General features: G+C 57.0%; 15 protein-coding genes. 5 read left to right on the top strand and 10 right to left on the bottom strand.

The features are described 5' to 3' along the window. Positions 1-64 precede the first annotated feature (64 nt). The 6 genes from LIY45_RS19580 to LIY45_RS19555 all read right to left on the bottom strand — a co-directional run bounded on the left by LIY45_RS19580 (position 65) and on the right by LIY45_RS19555 (position 6197). Positions 65-1495, bottom strand: a complete 1431-nt coding sequence (locus tag LIY45_RS19580; RefSeq protein ID WP_226477294.1) for an MFS transporter — start codon at positions 1493-1495, stop codon at positions 65-67. A gap of 173 nt (positions 1496-1668) precedes the next feature. Further along, positions 1669-2139: an Lrp/AsnC family transcriptional regulator gene (locus LIY45_RS19575; RefSeq protein ID WP_226477317.1), complete on the bottom strand. Its 471-nt coding sequence runs from the start codon at positions 2137-2139 to the stop codon at positions 1669-1671. Between the two features lie 26 nt (positions 2140-2165). Next, positions 2166-3473: an FAD-binding oxidoreductase gene (locus tag LIY45_RS19570; RefSeq protein ID WP_226477293.1), complete on the bottom strand. Its 1308-nt coding sequence runs from the start codon at positions 3471-3473 to the stop codon at positions 2166-2168. 82 nt (positions 3474-3555) lie between these two features. After that, entirely contained in the window at positions 3556-4386 is an 831-nt protein-coding gene (locus LIY45_RS19565) for a transporter substrate-binding domain-containing protein (protein WP_226477292.1), read from the bottom strand. 65 nt (positions 4387-4451) lie between these two features. Next, positions 4452-5216, bottom strand: coding sequence for an amino acid ABC transporter ATP-binding protein (locus LIY45_RS19560; RefSeq protein ID WP_226477291.1), 765 nt, complete (start codon positions 5214-5216; stop codon positions 4452-4454). Positions 5217-5231: 15 nt separating this feature from the next. After that, complete coding sequence (locus tag LIY45_RS19555) at positions 5232-6197, bottom strand: amino acid ABC transporter permease (protein ID WP_226477290.1); 966 nt, start codon at positions 6195-6197, stop codon at positions 5232-5234. A gap of 782 nt (positions 6198-6979) precedes the next feature. On the opposite strand from LIY45_RS19555, the gene LIY45_RS19550 reads away from it, so the two are divergent. Then, on the top strand, positions 6980-9025 hold the full coding sequence (locus LIY45_RS19550) for a hypothetical protein (protein WP_226477289.1): 2046 nt from the start codon (positions 6980-6982) through the stop codon (positions 9023-9025). Positions 9026-9186: 161 nt separating this feature from the next. Here the strand turns inward: LIY45_RS19550 and LIY45_RS19545 are convergent, their stop codons facing one another. After that, positions 9187-9516, bottom strand: a complete 330-nt coding sequence (locus LIY45_RS19545; protein ID WP_226477288.1) for a DUF6124 family protein — start codon at positions 9514-9516, stop codon at positions 9187-9189. Positions 9517-10140: 624 nt separating this feature from the next. Here LIY45_RS19545 and LIY45_RS19540 point away from each other — a divergent pair. Continuing rightward, on the top strand, positions 10141-10797 hold the full coding sequence (locus LIY45_RS19540) for a peroxiredoxin-like family protein (RefSeq protein WP_226477287.1): 657 nt from the start codon (positions 10141-10143) through the stop codon (positions 10795-10797). On the opposite strand, the gene LIY45_RS19535 is transcribed toward LIY45_RS19540, so the two are convergent. Next, complete coding sequence (locus LIY45_RS19535; RefSeq protein WP_226477286.1) at positions 10794-11681, bottom strand: LysR family transcriptional regulator; 888 nt, start codon at positions 11679-11681, stop codon at positions 10794-10796. The genes LIY45_RS19540 and LIY45_RS19535 overlap by 4 nt on opposite strands. Positions 11682-12222: 541 nt before the next feature. Between LIY45_RS19535 and LIY45_RS19530 the strand changes: the two genes are divergently transcribed. Beyond that, a complete protein-coding gene (locus tag LIY45_RS19530; RefSeq protein WP_226477285.1) occupies positions 12223-14280 on the top strand; it encodes a methyl-accepting chemotaxis protein in 2058 nt (685 codons plus the stop codon). Positions 14281-14331: 51 nt separating this feature from the next. Here LIY45_RS19530 and LIY45_RS19525 read toward each other — a convergent pair whose 3' ends face one another. After that, positions 14332-15135 (bottom strand): 2OG-Fe(II) oxygenase, encoded by an 804-nt coding sequence (locus LIY45_RS19525; protein ID WP_017479008.1) that lies wholly within the window; start codon positions 15133-15135, stop codon positions 14332-14334. 81 nt (positions 15136-15216) lie between these two features. Further along, on the bottom strand, positions 15217-16026 hold the full coding sequence (locus LIY45_RS19520) for a glycosyltransferase (protein ID WP_226477284.1): 810 nt from the start codon (positions 16024-16026) through the stop codon (positions 15217-15219). A 336-nt stretch (positions 16027-16362) separates the two neighbouring features. On the opposite strand from LIY45_RS19520, the gene gcvA reads away from it, so the two are divergent. Continuing rightward, positions 16363-17268 (top strand): transcriptional regulator GcvA, encoded by a 906-nt coding sequence (gene gcvA / locus LIY45_RS19515; RefSeq protein ID WP_017479010.1) that lies wholly within the window; start codon positions 16363-16365, stop codon positions 17266-17268. Positions 17269-17343: 75 nt separating this feature from the next. Further along, positions 17344-18171, top strand: a complete 828-nt coding sequence (locus LIY45_RS19510; RefSeq protein ID WP_017479011.1) for a DMT family transporter — start codon at positions 17344-17346, stop codon at positions 18169-18171. Positions 18172-18206: the final 35 nt, after the last annotated feature.

Below are 18206 nucleotides of genomic sequence, written 5' to 3'. Positions count from 1 at the left end.
CCCTGAGGTTCAGGGCTTTTTCAGAAGAGGGTGTTTATTGGCGCAGCAGCAACGGATTTCAGTCTCAAGCCACCGTCAATTCTTCCCCGACGTTGGCCTTCGTCCGTGTTGCCCGCAGCGCCATGATCAACGCCAACATCGGTGCCAGGGTAAACACGGCGAACAACCAGCGTGCCGCATTGGCGACGCCGGCATCGCCCGCCACGTCATTGATGCCCGCCATGTTCGAGATCACCCCGGCCAATGCTGCGCCCATGGCCATGGCGAACAGTTGCAGGGTGGTGATCGACGATGCCGCCGTGTCCTTATCCTGCTCCGACGCCACTTGCAGGATGCGCGTCAGCAGATGCGGCCAGCCCAGGCCGATGCCGAAACCCACCAGGAACAGCCCGAGGCAGATAGGGGCCAGCAGCATCCAGTCACCGTGACCGGCGATGGGTGTAGTGATTGCCAGCATCACCAGTCCGGCCACGATAAACAGCGGCCCCGCGATAATGGCGCGGTGTGGACCACGGCCGGTCCAGCCAGAGCTGAGGATTTCCGAGACGGTCCAACCGGCCGCCATCAGCGCCGCCATGTAGCCGGCGACCAATGGTGACTGGCCATGCAGGTGCTGCAGAAAATACGGCATGAAAATCTCGCTGCTCATGCCGATCACCAACAAACACGTAGTCGCATACAGCGCGCAGAGCGGGGTGCTGAACTTCAGCGCATCCCGTGGCAGAAGGCGGACCGTGGCGTTGGACTCCTTGCGGATCAGCAACCACACCAGCACCCCACAGGTCACGATGCCCAGCAGGTTCCAACTCGGCAGCGACGAGACGCTGCCCGCACACACCGCCAACACCGCGCCGGCCAACAGCACCAACTGCGGCACCGGCAAACGAGCCGTGGCGGTCACGGTGGTGTCCCGTGGGGGCAGCGCACGGCTGGTGAGCACCATGTACGCCAGGCTCACCGGGACCATCGAGCCGAAGGCGAAACGCCAGGCGTCCATTTGCGCAAACACACCACCCACCGCTGGCCCGACGAGCGTCGCCACTCCCCACATGCCCGATACCAGAGCCATTGCCCGTGGCCATAGCCGTTCTTCGAACACCAGTTGGATCATCGAGTAACACAAGGCCAATAAAACACCGCCACCCAGGCCCTGGATAAAGCGTCCCGCCAGCATCACCGGCATGTTTGGCGCCAATGCGCAGATCAGCACGCCAGCCATGAACACCAGCGTGGCCACGGCATACGCCTGCCGTGGACCGGTACGCTGCAAAAGCTTGGAGGTGAGGGCCGAACCCAGGATCGAGGCCACCACATACAAGGTGGTACTCCACGCATACAGCGCCAGGCCACCGATTTCTGCCACCACCGACGGCAGGATCGTGGTGGCGATGTAGGTGTTGGTGGCATACAGCGCGATGCCGCCTGAAAGCGCGATGGAGCGGGTGGCGTTCTTGCCGCGGAGCAACTCGCCCCAACTGCTGTCTTGGGTTTGCATCAACGATTCCTTGAACTGCATTCGCGGTGGAGTCCGGCGAATGGCATGGGTGTCAGGCTTGGCGTTAATTAGCCAAGAGATTGCTTTGAATATTGAGGCGAGGCGAATTATTTTGCAAGAAGTGACGTGTCAGCCATTGAAGCCGTTCGTGGAGACGAAGCGTTTCCCACGGCTCACACTGTCAATTTCCGGCTGAACTTGGTTTCCATCACGATATGGGACGCGGTGTGCGCCACGCCTTTGATCATGTTGATCCGGGTGAGCTCGGCGTTGAGCTCGCTCAACGTGGAGGTGGCGAGATGGATGATGAAGTCGGACTCGCCCGAGACCGCATACACGGCCTGCACGGCGTCCATCTTGCGCAGGGACGTCATGACATCGGTGTAACTCTTGTTGGTGCAGGAGGTCATGGTGAAGCAGATAACCGTCTGTTGCAGCCGGTCCTGGTCGATGCGCACGCTGTACCCGGTGATGACACCCGCCTTTTCCAGGCGGGTAATCCGCTCCTGCACCGCAGAGCGCGAGACGCCGAGCTTGCGGGCCAATGACGCAGTGGGTTCGCGGGCGTTGGCTTGCAGGAGGCCCAGCAATTGCCGGTCCTTGTCGGTGAGGTTAAACAGTGGACCGGGATTCTGCGTATCCATGGACATGTGCTTGACCTCGCGGGGTTTTAGTTCTTATGAGTTGCCCTGTGTTGCGAACGCCTTTCCTGAAACATGTCCATCATCTTCAGGCCGGCGTAAACCGTTTGTGCGACCGCCGGGCCCAGCGGGCCGCCGTTCCATTCCAGGCCATAGGCATCGAACAGACGGTAGCGATCGGTTTCGCCGCAGATCGCTTCAGCGATGACGCGTCCACCGATCGGCGCGGTGTTCATACCATGGCCACCAAATGATGTACATGTCCACAACCCCTGCCCAAGCGGGCCAATGTGCGGCATTTTGTGCCGCGCATAGCCCATCAGCCCGGACCAGGCTTTGTCGATCCTGATGCCGCGCAATTGCGGATAAACGTCGAGGATATCTTGGGTCAGCAACTGCCCCAGGCGTTTTTCATCCTGCAGGTTCCGGGTGGTGATACGCCCGCCCCAGAGCAGGCGGTCGCCCTCGACGACGCGGTAATAATCCGAGGCCCGGCGGTTATCGCCCACGGCATCGGTGGTACGTACGGCCTCTGCCAGGCGATCACCCAGATGTTCGGTCAGCACCGCATAGGTCGCGATGGGCAGGAAGGCGCGGCGTAATTTGCCGAACTCCGGCCCGCCATAACCGCCGCAGCAGTACACCACATGGGCACAATCGACAGTGCCCTGATCGGTGGTGACCCGGTGTCGCCCGTTGCGGCTTTCGACGCGGGTCATGGGCGAGCGTTCATGGATGTTGCCGCCGCTGCCCTCGATCAGCCGGGCCAGGCCAAGGCAATAGTTCAAGGGGTGGAAGTGAAAGCCATGGCTGTCGCGCAATGCCTGGAAATACCGCTCGGTCTTGAGCTTTTCGCGCACCGCCTGGCGATCCAGGTACTCGAGGTGAAAGTCGAAATCCGCCGCCATTTTGTCGCGCATGCGCTGGAGGTTATCGCCGTCTTCGTAGCGAACCACGCTCAGTTTTCCCGGGGTTGGCGTGCAGCCTGGGAATTGATGATGGGTGATCATGTCTCGAACAATATCGACCCCCTCAAGCGACAGTTTGAACAGCGCGGCAGCGTTGGGTTTACCGCAGCGCCGCTCGATGGAAGACAACCCTTCGGACCAGCCTTGCAGCACGAACCCGCCGTTACGTCCCGAGGCGCCCCAGGCCACACGCCCGGCGTCCAGCAACACCACGGACTGCCCGCGCGAGACCAGCTCCCACGCCGTGCTCAGCCCCGCCAGCCCCGCGCCGATGATGCAGACATCGGCCTGGGCATTGCCACACAGCGCAGCGCGCTCAGTCGTCTCGCGCATCGTGGCGGTGTAGTAATTGTTGTTATAGGTGTGCATGAAGTCCGTCGTCCTTTTTTTCGCGGCGCAGGCGTACAGCGCGCCGCGTCGAGGACGGGCGCCTGTCGTGCATAGGCGGGTGTTATTGCACTTGGGTAAGGTCGGCGCCGTACCATTTTTCAGACAGCTGCTTCAGCGTGCCGTCGGCTTTCATGTCGGTGACGATCTTGGTCAGGGCGCTGTTGAACGCCTCATCACCCTTGTCCACGGCGATGGCCAGGGGTTCATAGTAGGCCGGCTTGCCTTCCACTCTGACGACGGGATAGCCATTCTTGATGGCCGCCACGATGGTGGGAAGCGCGGACAAGGTGGCGTCCAGGCGAACCCCGTTACCCATGCGCAGGTCATCCAGCGGGCCCATGCTGTCGCCGTAGGTGCGAACCTCGCCGGGCGTGACTTCATAGGTAAATGGCGGCACATCGGCGGCGTCGATCTTGAGGCGACGATTGATGTAGTCCTCCGACGTTGTACCGGCTTCGACGCCGATAATCTTGCCGTTCAGGTCCGCCAACTTCGTCCCCGCGGCGTCCTTGTGCACGGCGAATACGTACGGCGTGTAGTAGTAGATCGCGGGAAAGTCGAGCACTCGGGTGCGCTCGGTGGTCGGCGTCATGGAGCCCACCGACAAGTCCCAGCGATTCGACCAGCGCCCGGCGGTGATGATCCCGTATTCGGGCGTCACGAAGTCGACTTTGCTGCCCAGGCGCTTGCCGATTTCGCTGGCGACATCGATATCAAAGCCTTGCAGCTGATTGTCCGGGCCCAGGAACGATTGCGGTGGCCAGTTGGCCGAAGTGGCCACTTTGAGCACTTTGGTTTCCTGGATGCGGTCGAGTGTTGAACCCGCCCAGGCGGTGCCTGTGAGGGCGGTGGCGACAGTGGCTGCTGCGACGAAGCGAGTGAGCGAGATCATGGGTAAGCCTCCAGATATCGGGAATGCGGATTTTTGTTGTTTTGGTCGATGTCCGACGATGCTTCTCAGTGGCTGAGAATCTGCGACAGAAACTCCCGGGCACGTTCGTGCTGCGGGTTGTCAAAAAACTCGGTGGGTTTGGCCTGCTCGATGATGCAGCCCTGGTCCATGAAGATGATCCGGTCGGCCACCCGCCGCGCGAATCCCATCTCGTGGGTGACGCAGACCATGGTGATGCCGTCCTGGGCCAGTTCGCCCATCACGTCCAGCACCTCCTTGACCATCTCCGGGTCAAGGGCGGACGTGGGCTCGTCGAACAGCATGATGCGCGGGCGCATGCACAAGGCGCGGGCGATGGCGACGCGCTGTTGCTGGCCGCCCGAGAGTTGGCTGGGGTATTTGTCGGCCTGGTTCCCGATGCGTACCCGGTCCAGGTATTCAAAGGCCAATTCGCGCGCTTGGGGCTCGCTGAGCTTGCTCACCAGGCGCGGTCCCACCATCAGGTTTTCCAGGACTGTCATGTGCGGGAACAGGTTGAACTGTTGAAACACCATGCCGACCTGGCGGCGTATCCCGGCCACGCAGGCGGCATCACGGGTCAGCTCGGTACCCTCGATGAACACGTGGCCTTTCTGAAAGTCTTCCAGCAGGTTCAGGCAGCGAATCAACGTGGATTTGCCGGAACCCGACGGCCCGCACACCACCACGATTTCACCGCTGGCAATGTGCAGGTCGATGCCCTTGAGCACATAAAAATCGCCGTACCATTTGTGCATGTCCTGGATCGATATTGCAGGGTATGGAGCAGGGACTACGGAGGGCTGATTCATCGTCATGCTCCTGATTCAGCGATGGGCGCGGTTGAAATGCTTTTCCAGGCGGGCCTGAACGGTTTCCAGCACGATCGACAGCAACCAATACAGCACGGCGGCGGTGATCAGCATTTCCAGGTGACGGAACTCGGCGCGTCCCTGGGTTCGCGCGAGGAACATCAGCTCCCAGACCCCGATCACCGACACCAGCGAACTGTCCTTGAGCATCGAGATGAACTGGTTGCCCGTTGGCGGAATGATCAGGCGCATGGACTGCGGCAGAATCACCCGGGTCATGGTCTGGAACGGATTCAGGCCAATCGCCCGCGAAGCTTCCCACTGGCCCCGCGAGATACTGCTGATACCGGCACGGAAGATCTCCGTCATGTAGGCGCCATAACACAGGGAGAGCGCCAGGATGCCTGCCGGCACCGCCCCGACGACATAACCGAGCTGAGGAATGCCCAGGTAAATCAGATAGATCTGGATCAGCAGCGGAACGCCGCGGAAAAACGAGGTGTAGAAGCTGGCAATCGCAATCGCGAAGCCATTGGACGACAAGCGTGCGGTGGCGCCCAGCAAGGCCAGGACGAACGCAATCGCAATCGAAATTGCCGACACATAGACGGTGGTGAACACCCCTTGGGTGATCATGAATCCGATTTTGGTGGCGATAAAACTATAGGAAAGGTTGAAGGTGTCGAAGAACAACAGGAACAGCACCAGCAACTCGCACCACACCGTGATGATCTGCGCACGCAAGGGAAAGCGGCCGAGGATGAACAGGTTCAGCACCACCGTCAGGGTGAACGTGCCGCCCACCGCAATGTCACGCGCCAGCGGTGCCTTCAGGTCGAGAACGATGGGACCCATCAAGTGGGAAAGACGGCCTTCACCCACGCCGCAGGCCAGCGTGATGATGAAAATCACCACGGCGACCACGCCCATGAATGCGGCGCTGTCCGTCATGCGAGTCTTGACGATATGGTCTTTGTACATGGCTTACGCGCCCTGGGGTGAGCCCCTTTATTGTTGTAGGTTCATTATGGGTTGGCGAAATGCCGGGCGGCACCCTGCGGATTGTTGGGATTGGCGGTTTTTAAGGGCGTATGAGGGGAGGGGAGCCGTACATCTGCTGTGTGAGGTCATCAGGCTTTCGCCTGCAATCATTTCGCGCCAGACTCATGGGCATTTATAGCCCCAGAGTGGCCACTATGATTTCCCATGTATTTTTAGGTACAGGTGATTTTGATCGGGCTTTTGCTTTCTATTCGAAGCGGATGGCTGAGTTGGGCCTCACGTTGAAACTCTGTGATGCCGACAAACCGTGAGCTGGCTGGGTTTCCAAAACCGCACCTCGTCCAATTTGTGTCATAGGCGCGCCGTTTGATGGCAACCCAAGTGCACCGGGGAAGGGGCAGATGGTGGCGCTACTTGCGCCTATTCCTACATATTAGGGAGCATGTTTTTCGCGTTTTCCTTGAGCGAGTGCTGCCTGTCAACAAGGGGGACACTCGTCTAAAGCGTGCGACTACAACAGGCTGCTGTAGGTAAGAATAATACTTTGACGGCTGATATCTGAAACTCATAGATAACGCCGCACAAAGTTTTGCTGCAATGATCCCGCTGCGCTACCTACGATGAACCAAATCACATAGTTGGTTGGGTTTTTCTAAATCGTAAAATATTTTACGTGATGGTACTTGAATGTCACGGATAAATTGGATCAAATGATGAGCGTCGTACGTTAATTTCTACCAAAAATTACATTAAGGACTGACATGCAAACTCCATTTAGGGATCTACTTCGGAGTCAAAAATTAAAGGGGCCGACAGATCGAGGTTTTGATTTAAAAAAATGGGAAAAGGCTTGGCAGAGTGTAGCGAATGGCGATGAACAACATATATACGATGCTGGGATTACGTTCAATCAACTGCTCATAGATATAAGAAGTGCCACATCAAGTCATTATGATGAAAATTTTCCTGGAACAAGCCTTAGTCGAATGTTGGAGCTTTACTGCTGTCTGTCTAATCGCGATATTGCTGTCGCATCAGAAGCAATAAAAGGTAAATTGTCAGATGGGTCAAGCATTCATAGCCTGTTGATGGAAAATAATCCTGCCGGAAATCCTCTTTCTGGTGAGGAAGTTGCGGTAGGTGCTGTGGATGGGTTTCAGCCGGCTATCCGAAATTGTATATTAAATATAAACGCTGGCGTAAAATTTTCGGTCGGGAAAAACATAATTAAGCCAATTAATTTTATTAAGCAGGAGGCACTTCTTTCAAATCTCTATTCATCGTATGAGCAGTATTTTCAGGCGCTTGTGTGGGGAGATTACTCTTATGAGAAAACTGGGAGTGAAATATCAATTCAGCAGATAGCTTCTCCTGGAGAGCTTGCTATCGAAGTAAGTAATTTAAGAAAGAGTCGTTCCTACATTAGTACGGCATTGTTCTCCTCGCACCCCGAAGCTATCAAAATGCTCCATGGGCGATATGAATATCTAAAGGTTGAATTTAAAGGGGCTCATTGTGAAAAGTTGATCATTAAAGCGATCCAAGAGGCATCTTTACGCTTGCAGGCGGAGAACGCTAGTCTTGTTGTTAACGCGGGTGATGCTATAGGTAGCTTTCCTGATGAGCTTCTGCAAAGAAATGTCGATGGTAAAAGTTTCTGTCTAAAAGAAGCGCTGGAAGTATTAAGGCATTTGAGTTTAATTGCGAAGCAAATGGCATCTAGAACGATGCGGTATGATGCTGATATATTTAATACTAATCAGATGCTCAATTACATCGCGCAGATCAGTAGGAAAGATTTGATAGCTTCCATGTGTAGAGCTACTGGCTTCAGTAGTTCAAAGACAAGAGAAGTAATAGACTTCATATGCTTTTCTGGTGCACCTAAGCAAGACCTTTGGTCTCATCCGATTATTGAAACGAGAAAAGGTAAGCTATCATTTATTCTTGCTGCTGCCGCATCGCCGATTATGCAAAGAGTGCTGGAGCACTGGCTGGCAGAGTGTTTTAGTAACGACGACATCAAAGAAAAAGGAAAAGTTTATGAGGAGGTAGTCTGTAGTTCAGTGAATGAAATTATCTCAGCCAATAAACTTATAACTAGCTTTTCGCCAGCTATTTCTACTACTATAGGTGTCGATGGAAGAGAAGAAGAGATCGATTTGCTTGTTAGAATCGGCTCAATTGTCTTGGTTGGGGAGTTAAAGTGTTTTGTTACAAGCGATAACCCTAGATCTCATTTTAGATCTAGAGAAAAACTTGAGTTTGGTGCGGTCCAGGCTAAAAGGAAATCATTTTTTGTAAAAGAAAATTTAAAGTTAGTGTTTGATCAGGCTGGATGGGATTTTCAAAGCGACGTAGCATATACAGTGCTCCCTTTAGTTGTCAGTAATAATAAGATGCTCTCCGGGTTTCCCATACAGGAAATTCCTGTTGTGGATTTGACGATTCTTCGGGGCTACCTTGGAAAAAATACGTTTCCCTTGATCAGCTATTATGATAATGAACTTGAGGAGACCGTAACTGCTGCAATGTATCGTTTGTACGATGACTTTGAGCAGCTCCAAAATAACCTATTAAAATTTTTACTCTTGCCACCAGCCATTGAAGGGGAGTGCGAGAATTTTATCAGCAGGCCTACGCGCATTCCAGGCACAAATTATGAGAGTCAGATAATTAAATTCACTAGGCTCGTATATAGTGAATTATCAGGAGCTGAAATAAAGCTTAGTCGGTCAAAAAACTTCCCTGTTGAGAAACTACCAAGGTATGATGAGCTGATTAATACATTCCATACTTTGTGTTAGATTGTCGATGCTAACCTCTGGGGCAAATTTTGGCGGAAGTGTTTAGCCAATTTTCACTTAAGTATAAGTTGTTGGGTCGCCGTATATCGCTAAATCGCTACTGCGACCCGACTGATTAATTAGTTGAGTTGGGAGGAACTAGCTCTGCATGCATTGGTCCCTTAGGTACAAGAAGGCACTTCGCGGTCTATTAGTTTGCCCATCAACAATACCCCCAACTCACTCAGTTGGTGAATCGCCAAGGCTACATCCCGGTTTTTACCGGTCAGTTCTTCAGACAGGTCAAGTAGCAAGGCATTTACAGAAGAGATGGTTTCGTCGCTGTTGGTAATCAGGCTTTCGCTGCTGGCGTCGGCCGCGACGCTGAACAGGGTTGTCGGCAGCGGGGCGTTATTGGTGCTTGGATTGAGGTAGTGATCCATGGCGCGCTGGGCGGCCTGGTGGAGTTTGGGATCGGAAGTTCCCGGAGGATTAGGGGTAATCTTGAACATTGTCTGGATGCTCCATTTTGGCCCCGCCTTCTCGCTACTAAACGAAAGGTGGCAGCTGTGTGCAGGTTAGTAGACCGGATATTCCAGACAAAACCGGCGCGCCCGAGGGCGCCCTGCGCACAGCCACCATTAAGCACAGACAAAGACGTCTGACAGATGATGCTTATGCACATTGCCTAGAATACTTCGGGCTACTAAACCCGATCACTGAGGTTTCAGCGACTGAGCAACCTTAGAGACCCATACCCTAGCGCACAAGCCGGCGGATTCTGACGCAACTGTAGGCAATGGAGCAAGGCGCTGTTCATCCTCCGCGTAACGTTCATTGAGCATGCCAAGGCAAACGCCGCAGAGGAGCCGATGCATCAGTTGTAGCCGCTTTTTCCTGTGGCGAGCGAGCCTGCTCGCGTTGGGTCGCGAAGCGGCCCCGGAAAATGGGACTGCTGCGCAGTCCAGCGCGAGCAAGCTCGCTCACCCCAACAAGCGCGCTACCCACGGGGATCGCATTCCGCCGAAGAATAGCTCCTATGCGCTCGGCCTCTCTACTACCGCACCCTGCAAACAGCAATGCTGGTCTGGCGATCAACTCCGGGCGGTCAACCGCCCCCATGCCAGGAACTGAACATGACTCTTCAAGCAAAACTCGATGCATTCAAGGCTGACTTCGTAGCCGGCAAACCACCCTATAACGCGCCGCCCCAAGTACACGCGCTGATGCAACGCGCCACCGACGAACTGATCGCCACCGGCCAGGCCGAACGCGCGCTGAAGGTCGGCGACAAGGCCCCGGCATTCAAGCTTAGCGACCCGGACGGCAATCCTGTTTCCTCCGTAGAACTGTTGGCCAAGGGCCCGCTGGTGATTACCTTCTACCGAGGCGTGTGGTGCCCGTACTGCAACATGGAGCTGCAAGCGCTGGAGGAGGCCTTGCCGGCGTTTCGTGAGCTGGGCGCAAGCCTGGTGGCGATTTCCCCGCAGAACAAGGTGAACAGTCGCAAGTCGGTGCGTGAGAACACACTGAGCTTTCCGATTCTGTCCGATACCCTGAGCGAAGTGGCCGATGCCTTCGGGCTGCGTTTCAAGCTGCCCGACTATCTGGTCGACCTGTACAAATCCTTCGGCAACGACCTGCCAGCCTTCAACGACAACCCGGCCTGGGTGTTGCCCATGCCGGCACGTTTCGTGATCGGCCAGGACGGTGTGATCACCTACGCTGAAGTCAACCCGGACTACACCCGTCGCCCGGATCCGTCCGAGTTGCTTCCCGCGTTGCGTGGTTAACGGTTTTCCATCAACTGCTCGACAAAGTCGATAAAGGCCCGGGCCTTGGCACTTGCCATGCGCCCGGTGGGGAAGATCGCCCACAGGTCCAGCTCCGGCAGTGCCCAGTCCCGAAGAACGGCCACGACCTCGCCACTCGCCAGCTCGGGTGTGAACATCCATTCTGACGAGACGGTGAGGCTGTAGTTTGACAACACCGCTGTGCGCACACCCTCGGCAGCGCTCACCCGGATGCGGCCGGAGAGCGCGACCGGCTGCTCGGCGCCGTCTTTTTTGAACACCCATGAGGTACCACCGCCGCCCAGCGTGTAGATCACGGCTTCGTGATCGGCCAGGTCGGTGGGGGATTCGGGTAGGCCGCAGCGTTCGAGATACGCCGGCGTTGCCATCACCCACCGCCGGCACTGGCTGATTTTTCTCGCGGTCAGATTGGAGTCGCTTAGGTTGCCCATGCGCAGGGCGACGTCGATCCCTTCCTCAATCAGGTTCATCGAACGGTCGTCCAGGCGCACGTCCACATCCAGCAGCGGGTGCTTCTCCAGGAACTCGCCAAGGTGCGGAAGAATGTGCAATCGGGCGAAGGTGGTCGCCGCTGAAATACGCAAGAGGCCGGTCAGTCCTGCAGCCGACCCGCGAGCGGCAAGTTCGGCTTCGTTTGCGCCGTCGATAACCCTGATGGCGTGCTCAAAAAAGAGCGTACCGGCCTCGGTGGGCGTCAACCCACGGGTGGAGCGGATCAGCAGGCGCACGCCCAAGTGTTCTTCCAGTTGCGCGATGGTTTTTGAAATAGCGGGTTGCCCGACGTCCAGACGCCTGGCCGCCGCAGAGAAAGAACCTGTCTCTACTACGTAGACGTAGGTTTCCATCGCCGCCAGCCGATCCATCCTGTGCTTCCCCGCAATGATTCATCTCTTTGCAGGCAGTCTGCCGGGATTGCCGGGGAGGCGCCAGTACATCAAGGCTTGCGGTAAGCCCTGTATTCGTTCTGCAAAACAATGTGATCCGCCACGTACACCGCTGCGCATGCCAACGGCAATCCTGATTCAACAAGCACTCACCCTGTGGCGAGGGCGCTTGCTGTGGCGAGGGAGCGTGCTGTGGCGAGGGAGCTTGCTCCCGCTGGAGTGCGCAGCGCTCCCGCTTTTTCTTGGGGCCGCTTCGCAGCCCAGCGGGAGCAAGCTCCCTCGCCACAGGGTTTGCGGTATTGGTCAGACGGTTACCGTTCTGCCACCGGCGCTGAGTGCTTTCGCCCCATTTTCGCGCACGGCACCGCGTTTTTTGAACGACGCCCCGCGTATCTGCGGGCCTGCCACCTGCGGTCCGTTTCTTGCTTGAGCCAGCTTAATCAATGACATGGCATTTTGCCGTCAGTCATTTCAAAGCTTGATTCGCCGCACAGGCGAGTGGTTCTAGGAGTCGTCGGACATGCAAAGCCTTTTGTCGCCAGGAATCCGCCTGCTCGGACGTTTTGGATTCGCGCGCAAGTTCCAGATCCTGTTTTTTCTGTTCATGCTGCCCCTGGCGGGCAGCCTGTGGATGATCGCGCAGGAGTACCGCACCAAGCAGACGGTGATTTCCAATGAGCAATCCGGCGTGCGCGAACTGTTGGCCCTGGATGCCCTGGACGCGCAGCTGACCGCCCAGCGCAACCTGGCCGCGCGCTGGAAAGCCGCCGACATCCTCCACGACCAGACACCCGCGGCCAAAGCCGCAATGACGGCCGTGGACACCAATTTTCCGCTGATCCTGCAAAGCGTGCAGGCCCTGGGCGAGGCCCTGAAAGCCCAGAACGCGAGCGCCGACACCCTTGCACGCTTCGAGGCATTGCAAGCTTCGGTCACGGGCATGGATTCCCAAGCCCTGCGCACTGTGGGCTGGTGGCCGGATGGCTACGACCGCTTCACTTCCGCATTGAGCGCGATGCAAACCCTGCGCGAGCAGATCACCATGGACACCGGCTTGATCCTCGATCCTTGGCTTGAAACCTATTTGCTGATGCAGATATCCACCCAGCAGACGCCTGACCTGATCGAGCGTATCGGGCGCATGGCGAGCGTCGGGCAGTCGTCCATCGCATCGGGCCAGTTCACCCTGCAAAGCCGGTTGCAGATGCGCGACCTGCGGGGGCGTATTGGTGATGCCCGGGATCAGTTGGTCAAGGCCGCCGCATCCCTCAAGGCCAAGCAATACCCCGGGCTGCAAGCCTGGATCGCGCAATACGACGACAGCTTGCAACTGCTGGACAATGAGCTGAAAGCCCTGGACGAGGGCGTATTCGGCGGCACCATCAAGCTCGATACCGCCGGCTTCGAACGCAGTGTCGACGGCATGCTCGGTACCCTGGGGGCATTGCGTAATCAGTCACTGAGTTCACTGGATGCGCGTCTGGTTTATTACCGCGACAGTTCCCTCAAGCAATTCGTCCCGGTGGCGGTGACGTTCAGCGTGCTGGCGCTGGCGGCCCTGTACCTGTTCGTGTGCTTGCAGGCATCGATCCGCCGCAGCGCCAGCGGCATCACCACCCTGGCCGAATCCCTGCGCGACGGTAATCTGTGCGTTGAAGTGGCGGTGGAAGGGCGCGATGAACTGGCGGCCATCAGCACCGCGCTCAACGTCGCCGTGGTGCAGTTGCGCACCAGCCTGCTGGGGGTTAATCACGAGACGCAGCAACTCGGCTCTGCGGTGCTGACCCTCAATTCGCAATCGGGCAGCACACTGACCGAAGTGGAAGACCAGCAACAGCAAATCAGCCAGATTGCCGCTGCCGCCACGCAGTTGGCCGCGACCTCCATGGGCGTCGCCAAAAGCTGCGAGCAGGCCTCCGGCAGTGCGCAGAAAACCCGGCAGATTGCCGAAGACAGCAGCCGCGACAGCCAACGCACCACCACGAGTATCCAGCAGCTCAACCAGCGGCTGACCGACACCTCCGATGCATTGGAGCGCGTCAGCCAGCAGGGCCAGCAGATCCAGTCGGTAGTCGACACCATTCGTGGCATCGCCGAGCAGACCAACCTGCTGGCGCTGAACGCCGCCATCGAGGCTGCGCGGGCCGGCGAGCAGGGCCGGGGTTTTGCGGTGGTGGCCGATGAGGTGCGCAGCCTCTCGCAACGGACCCAGGCTTCCACGGCGCAGATCGCCGGCACGGTGGACAGCTTGCGCGCAACGGTGAGCCAGGCGGTCACCCTGATGGGCGCGGCCTGTGAGCAGGCGGTGACCGATGCCGAGTCCGTCACGGGCTTGGGCCATCGCCTGGGCGAAATCGCCAGCGCGGTGCAGAGCGTCACTGACACCCTGGCGCAGATCGCCACGGCGGTTGAAGAGCAGGCGGCGACGGCGGATGAAGTGAGCGGCAATATCCAGCAGGTTGATCAGGCCGCAGGGCGTTTGCTCGAGGGCGCGCGGGCGGTGAATCAGGCGGCGGATGTGTTGAGCAAGGGCAGCCGGGCATTGAGCGATAACACAGCGCGGTTCCAACTGGGTTGACGGGGTGCCAACCGGGCAGGAGGTCGGGGCACCCGACCCATGCCGATCCGACTAGTTTTTCTTCTTGATGAGCTTGTTGATGTAGTACTTGAGGCTTAAACGATCTTTTGGCCTGGGTTTGTAGTGGGTCTTGTTTCTTTGCGTGGGGTCGATGGCCACGGCCGAGGCGGTGTAGTAATAAAGGGCGATGGATTTGCGCGTAATGTGTTCAGGCGTGGTGAGAGGCTCAGGGTGTCCGTGATTGCTGTCTTTATCTGTATTGAAAATGACACAACGGTTGTACACGGGTAACACTTTCTTAAGGCAGGTTTTCATGCCGACATCCCAAAGCTCCAGGTTGCCGCCGTATGCCTCCTGCCAGTCTTCATTCAGATAAATGATGATGTTCAGTCGGCGCTCAATATTCAGTTTCTTGTTGAGCCTGAAGTCGGAGTGCACGCCCAGGTACCCACCGCTTTTTGTTTCATGCAGCCCGCCCCCGGTGAAGTAGGGGTCGGGTATCAAGCCGTCGATGCCCGTGAGGTGCTCAAGAAACTGCAACATGGGGGCCGAGTTGAACGCGTTGAATACCGATTTTAAATAGGGATCACATTCGTTAGGGCTGATTTGGCGTTTGCGCTGGCCTTTGTACCCGCGCTCGTAGAGGGTTTCGTTCTGGGTTGGCTCAACGGGGAAATGCGAGCTAATGCTCGCGATCAGCTCGTCCTGCAGGAAGTTGTCGATGACGATATGGGGAAACGGCGTAGCCTGCACATACAGGCTGCTCAATGAAGTACCTAGATCGCTGGCCGCTTTCTGGTCGAAGTCGAGCGCTGGAGAAAGGCTCATGGGTAGCGTTTGAGAGTTAGGTGCCATTACCGCTCCGATACTGAAAATAAAAGCCTGTGGAGGGCTTCGATCACGCGCGGGAGCGCCCCGATCGCGTGTTTGCGAAGCCTAGCCTCCCAGGCCATCCTTGTTAAGGCGCTTGAGGATGTTGTTATACATCCGGGTTCGCCTGTGGGTCGCGCCATAGCCACCCGCCGCCGAGACGGTACCGGCCTGGATGTGATCCAGGTAACTGAAGATTTTGCGCGGCGAAAGCATTTCAACGGTATAGCCGAGCGCAGTCATGCGCTCTTGAAGCGTGTAGCCAGGCACCCGATCATCCATTGAAAAATGCAGCCCATGTTGCTTGATGAGCTTGCAATTCCATAAGGTGCAAAAGCTCTTCAGGTAGAGCTCCCGGTAGGGCTTGGGCTCTCTTGAACGTAGCCCCAGGGCAATTTTCAAACGTCGGAAATAATGCTTGAACAGGCGCGAGCTAAAGCGCCAAAACGTTCTCGTGAGACCGCGATTGAGTTGCTCCACACAACCCACGGCAGCGACGCCTGGATGGTTGGCGCACTTGTTCAGCAGCATCGGAAAAACATTCTTGTCGAAAATGAATGTGTCGGTATGAATCAGCAGTAAGTAATCAGTGCTGACGCGCTCCAGTACCCGGTCCAAGGCTTTGCCATGGGCGATATGGCCTTGCTCGGGCTCGGAAGTGGTGCGCTCGATTAAATGGATCCAATCAAGTGTCCTTAAATACTCGGTGCTTTCATCGGCAGAATAGTTGTCAACGACCCACACCGGCGTCTCGCGGGGGTCGATGTGCTGGTGCAACAGCTCCAGGCAGATTTTGGTGATTTCCGGAGTTTTGTAATTGACCAGTACAATACTGAAAGGGGTGGAGTTCTCGTTTGGTGCGTCAGTTTTGTTCATCACTCACACACTCAAGATATTTGTAAGTGAATGTAAGAAATAGCAGATTTTATTTGCGCTTTAGTTTCATTTGGCGCAACTGCGCTGACGCGAAAGTTAGTTGGGGTTGCGTATGAAGTTGTCGTCGATTGTATTGCGCCTGACATATTCGTGGCTCACTGAGTCGCTATAAACGGGGCTGCGGTATTACGGTCTCCGTTATAGATAAATGAATGTGAAATAAGTATGAAAAGGCAGTGGATGAAGTGTTGGCGTTGGACGCAGGCGGAGAGGGCAGTCGGGCAATGGGCAGATGTTCTATCATGAGCGTCTATTCATAAACAGCGATGTGCCGCCATGAGAGACCTGCCACCCACCTCGACATTGCGCGCCTTTGAGGTTGCGACTCGGCACACGACGTTCACCTCTGCTTCGCAAGAGCTGCACGTCACCCAAAGCGCCGTCAGCCATCAACTCAAGCACCTCGAAGAACTCTGGGGATTGCAGCTGTTCCAGCGGGGCAAGTCACTCAGCCTGACGCCTGCCGGCGCAGCCCTTGCGCCCATCGTGCGCGAGTTCTTCATGAACCTTGAGGCCACACTCGCGGACCTGCGGGAACAAAAGGGCAGGGTTCGGCTCAAGGTCAGCACCACCTATTCCTTCGCGCTGAAATGGCTGCTGCCACGTTTGCCGAGCCTGGCCCAGCGGCATCCGGAAATACTCGTCACGCTGGACTCCAGCGACAAGATCATCAACTTCTCCAGTGCGGAGGCTGATGTTGCGATCCGCCTGGGCAATGGGAATTACCCGGCGCTTTACTCGGAGTTCCTGTTCCGCGAGCAGATTTTTCCGGTGGCCAGTCCCGATCTGTTGAAGCGCTTTGGCCGGCCAAACACGCCAGCCGAATTGCTGCGCTATCCCTTGCTGATGCGCGACGGCGCCGATTTGGTGCCGAAGTGGGAAGTGTGGTTCCAGCACGTCGGGCTGGCGATTTCGCCACTCAATGAGAGTGTCAGGTTTCCGGATACCAACATGACGATCGAGGCGGCGTTGCTCGGCCAGGGCATTGCGTTGGCGCGCAGTGGGCATGTGGAATCAGAGCTGAGCGATGGCAGCCTGGTCAAGCTGTTCGAGGTGCCGTTCCCATCCCCGGTTGCCTATTATTTTGTGTGCCCCAAAGGGCTCGAATCCCAGCCTCACATCGTCAGCTTTCGTGATTGGTTGATGCAGGAAGCGGTAAACGCCGGACTCGCCTACGAATAAAGCATGAGGATTTGCTCATTCTTCAATGAGGAGACTTCGTTTCAGTTGAGGCGCCGGTTTACTTAGGATAGGCGCATGCCATATCACATCATTCTCCTGGTCCTCTTTGCCGCCTTACTGCACGCCAGTTGGAATGCGCTGCTGCGTGGCGGCGCCGACCGCCTCTGGTCGATGACGGTGATGTGCCTGGCGGTCGCTATTGCCAGTGGCGCCGCTGCCTTGTTCCTGGAAGTGCCGGCGCCAGCCAGTTGGTTCTATGTGGTGCTGTCAGCGCTACTCCATGTGGGCTACAACCTGTTCCTGGTACGCAGCTACAAGGTGGGCGACCTGGGGCAAACCTATCCGATTTCACGGGGCTCCTCGCCGGTGCTGATCACCCTCGGCGCCGCAGTGTTTGCCGGGGAGAGCGTATCGGCCAGCTCACTGCTGGGCATTGCCCTGGTGTCTGGCGGGATTATTTCGCTGGCGTTCAGGGGCCGCCGCCTGGCCGTGCCCAGCCTGCCATACGCCCTGGGCACCGGGTGTTTCATTGCCGCCTATAGCGTCACCGATGGCATCGGCGCACGCCTGTCCGGTGCCCCGATGGCCTACACGGTCTGGATGTGCGCCCTGTGGGGCGTGTTGATGCCGGCGGTCTATATCGGCCTGCGCGGGGCAAAGAGTTTGTTCAGTGTGCGGCCTGGTTTCTTCACGGCGTTCGCCGGCGGGCTGGTGTCGCTCCTGGCCTACGGAATCATCATCTACGCAATGGCCGGTGCGCCCATGGGCGCGGTGTCGGCGTTGCGCGAAACCAGCGTGTTGTTTGCGGCGCTGATTGGCTATTTCTTTCTCGGCGAGACACTGACGGTGCGCAAGGTATTGGCGTGCGTGGTGATCGCCACCGGCACCCTCCTCATCGGCTGAGGACAGGTAACGCATTTCCCACCACCACATGAAGG

This window comes from Pseudomonas sp. MWU16-30323 (assembly GCF_020515595.1).
GTDB lineage: Bacteria > Pseudomonadota > Gammaproteobacteria > Pseudomonadales > Pseudomonadaceae > Aquipseudomonas > Aquipseudomonas yamanorum.
Note: the sequence above shows the minus strand (reverse complement) of the source record. Positions and strands in the feature narration are given on the sequence as shown.

What these genes read in the sequence shown, in the direction of transcription:
- LIY45_RS19555 (WP_226477290.1), bottom strand. Translation starts at nt 6,197, where the DNA reads ATGTACAAAGACCATATCGTCAAGACTCGCATGACGGACAGCGCCGCA.
- LIY45_RS19565 (WP_226477292.1), bottom strand. Translation starts at nt 4,386, where the DNA reads ATGATCTCGCTCACTCGCTTCGTCGCAGCAGCCACTGTCGCCACCGCC.
- LIY45_RS19545 (WP_226477288.1), bottom strand. Translation starts at nt 9,516, where the DNA reads ATGTTCAAGATTACCCCTAATCCTCCGGGAACTTCCGATCCCAAACTC.
- LIY45_RS19510 (WP_017479011.1), top strand. Translation starts at nt 17,344, where the DNA reads ATGCCATATCACATCATTCTCCTGGTCCTCTTTGCCGCCTTACTGCAC.
- LIY45_RS19570 (WP_226477293.1), bottom strand. Translation starts at nt 3,473, where the DNA reads ATGCACACCTATAACAACAATTACTACACCGCCACGATGCGCGAGACG.
- LIY45_RS19540 (WP_226477287.1), top strand. Translation starts at nt 10,141, where the DNA reads ATGACTCTTCAAGCAAAACTCGATGCATTCAAGGCTGACTTCGTAGCC.
- LIY45_RS19560 (WP_226477291.1), bottom strand. Translation starts at nt 5,216, where the DNA reads ATGAATCAGCCCTCCGTAGTCCCTGCTCCATACCCTGCAATATCGATC.
- LIY45_RS19575 (WP_226477317.1), bottom strand. Translation starts at nt 2,139, where the DNA reads ATGGATACGCAGAATCCCGGTCCACTGTTTAACCTCACCGACAAGGAC.
- gcvA (WP_017479010.1), top strand. Translation starts at nt 16,363, where the DNA reads ATGAGAGACCTGCCACCCACCTCGACATTGCGCGCCTTTGAGGTTGCG.
- LIY45_RS19520 (WP_226477284.1), bottom strand. Translation starts at nt 16,026, where the DNA reads ATGAACAAAACTGACGCACCAAACGAGAACTCCACCCCTTTCAGTATT.
- LIY45_RS19530 (WP_226477285.1), top strand. Translation starts at nt 12,223, where the DNA reads ATGCAAAGCCTTTTGTCGCCAGGAATCCGCCTGCTCGGACGTTTTGGA.
- LIY45_RS19535 (WP_226477286.1), bottom strand. Translation starts at nt 11,681, where the DNA reads ATGGATCGGCTGGCGGCGATGGAAACCTACGTCTACGTAGTAGAGACA.
- LIY45_RS19525 (WP_017479008.1), bottom strand. Translation starts at nt 15,135, where the DNA reads ATGGCACCTAACTCTCAAACGCTACCCATGAGCCTTTCTCCAGCGCTC.
- LIY45_RS19580 (WP_226477294.1), bottom strand. Translation starts at nt 1,495, where the DNA reads ATGCAAACCCAAGACAGCAGTTGGGGCGAGTTGCTCCGCGGCAAGAAC.
- LIY45_RS19550 (WP_226477289.1), top strand. Translation starts at nt 6,980, where the DNA reads ATGCAAACTCCATTTAGGGATCTACTTCGGAGTCAAAAATTAAAGGGG.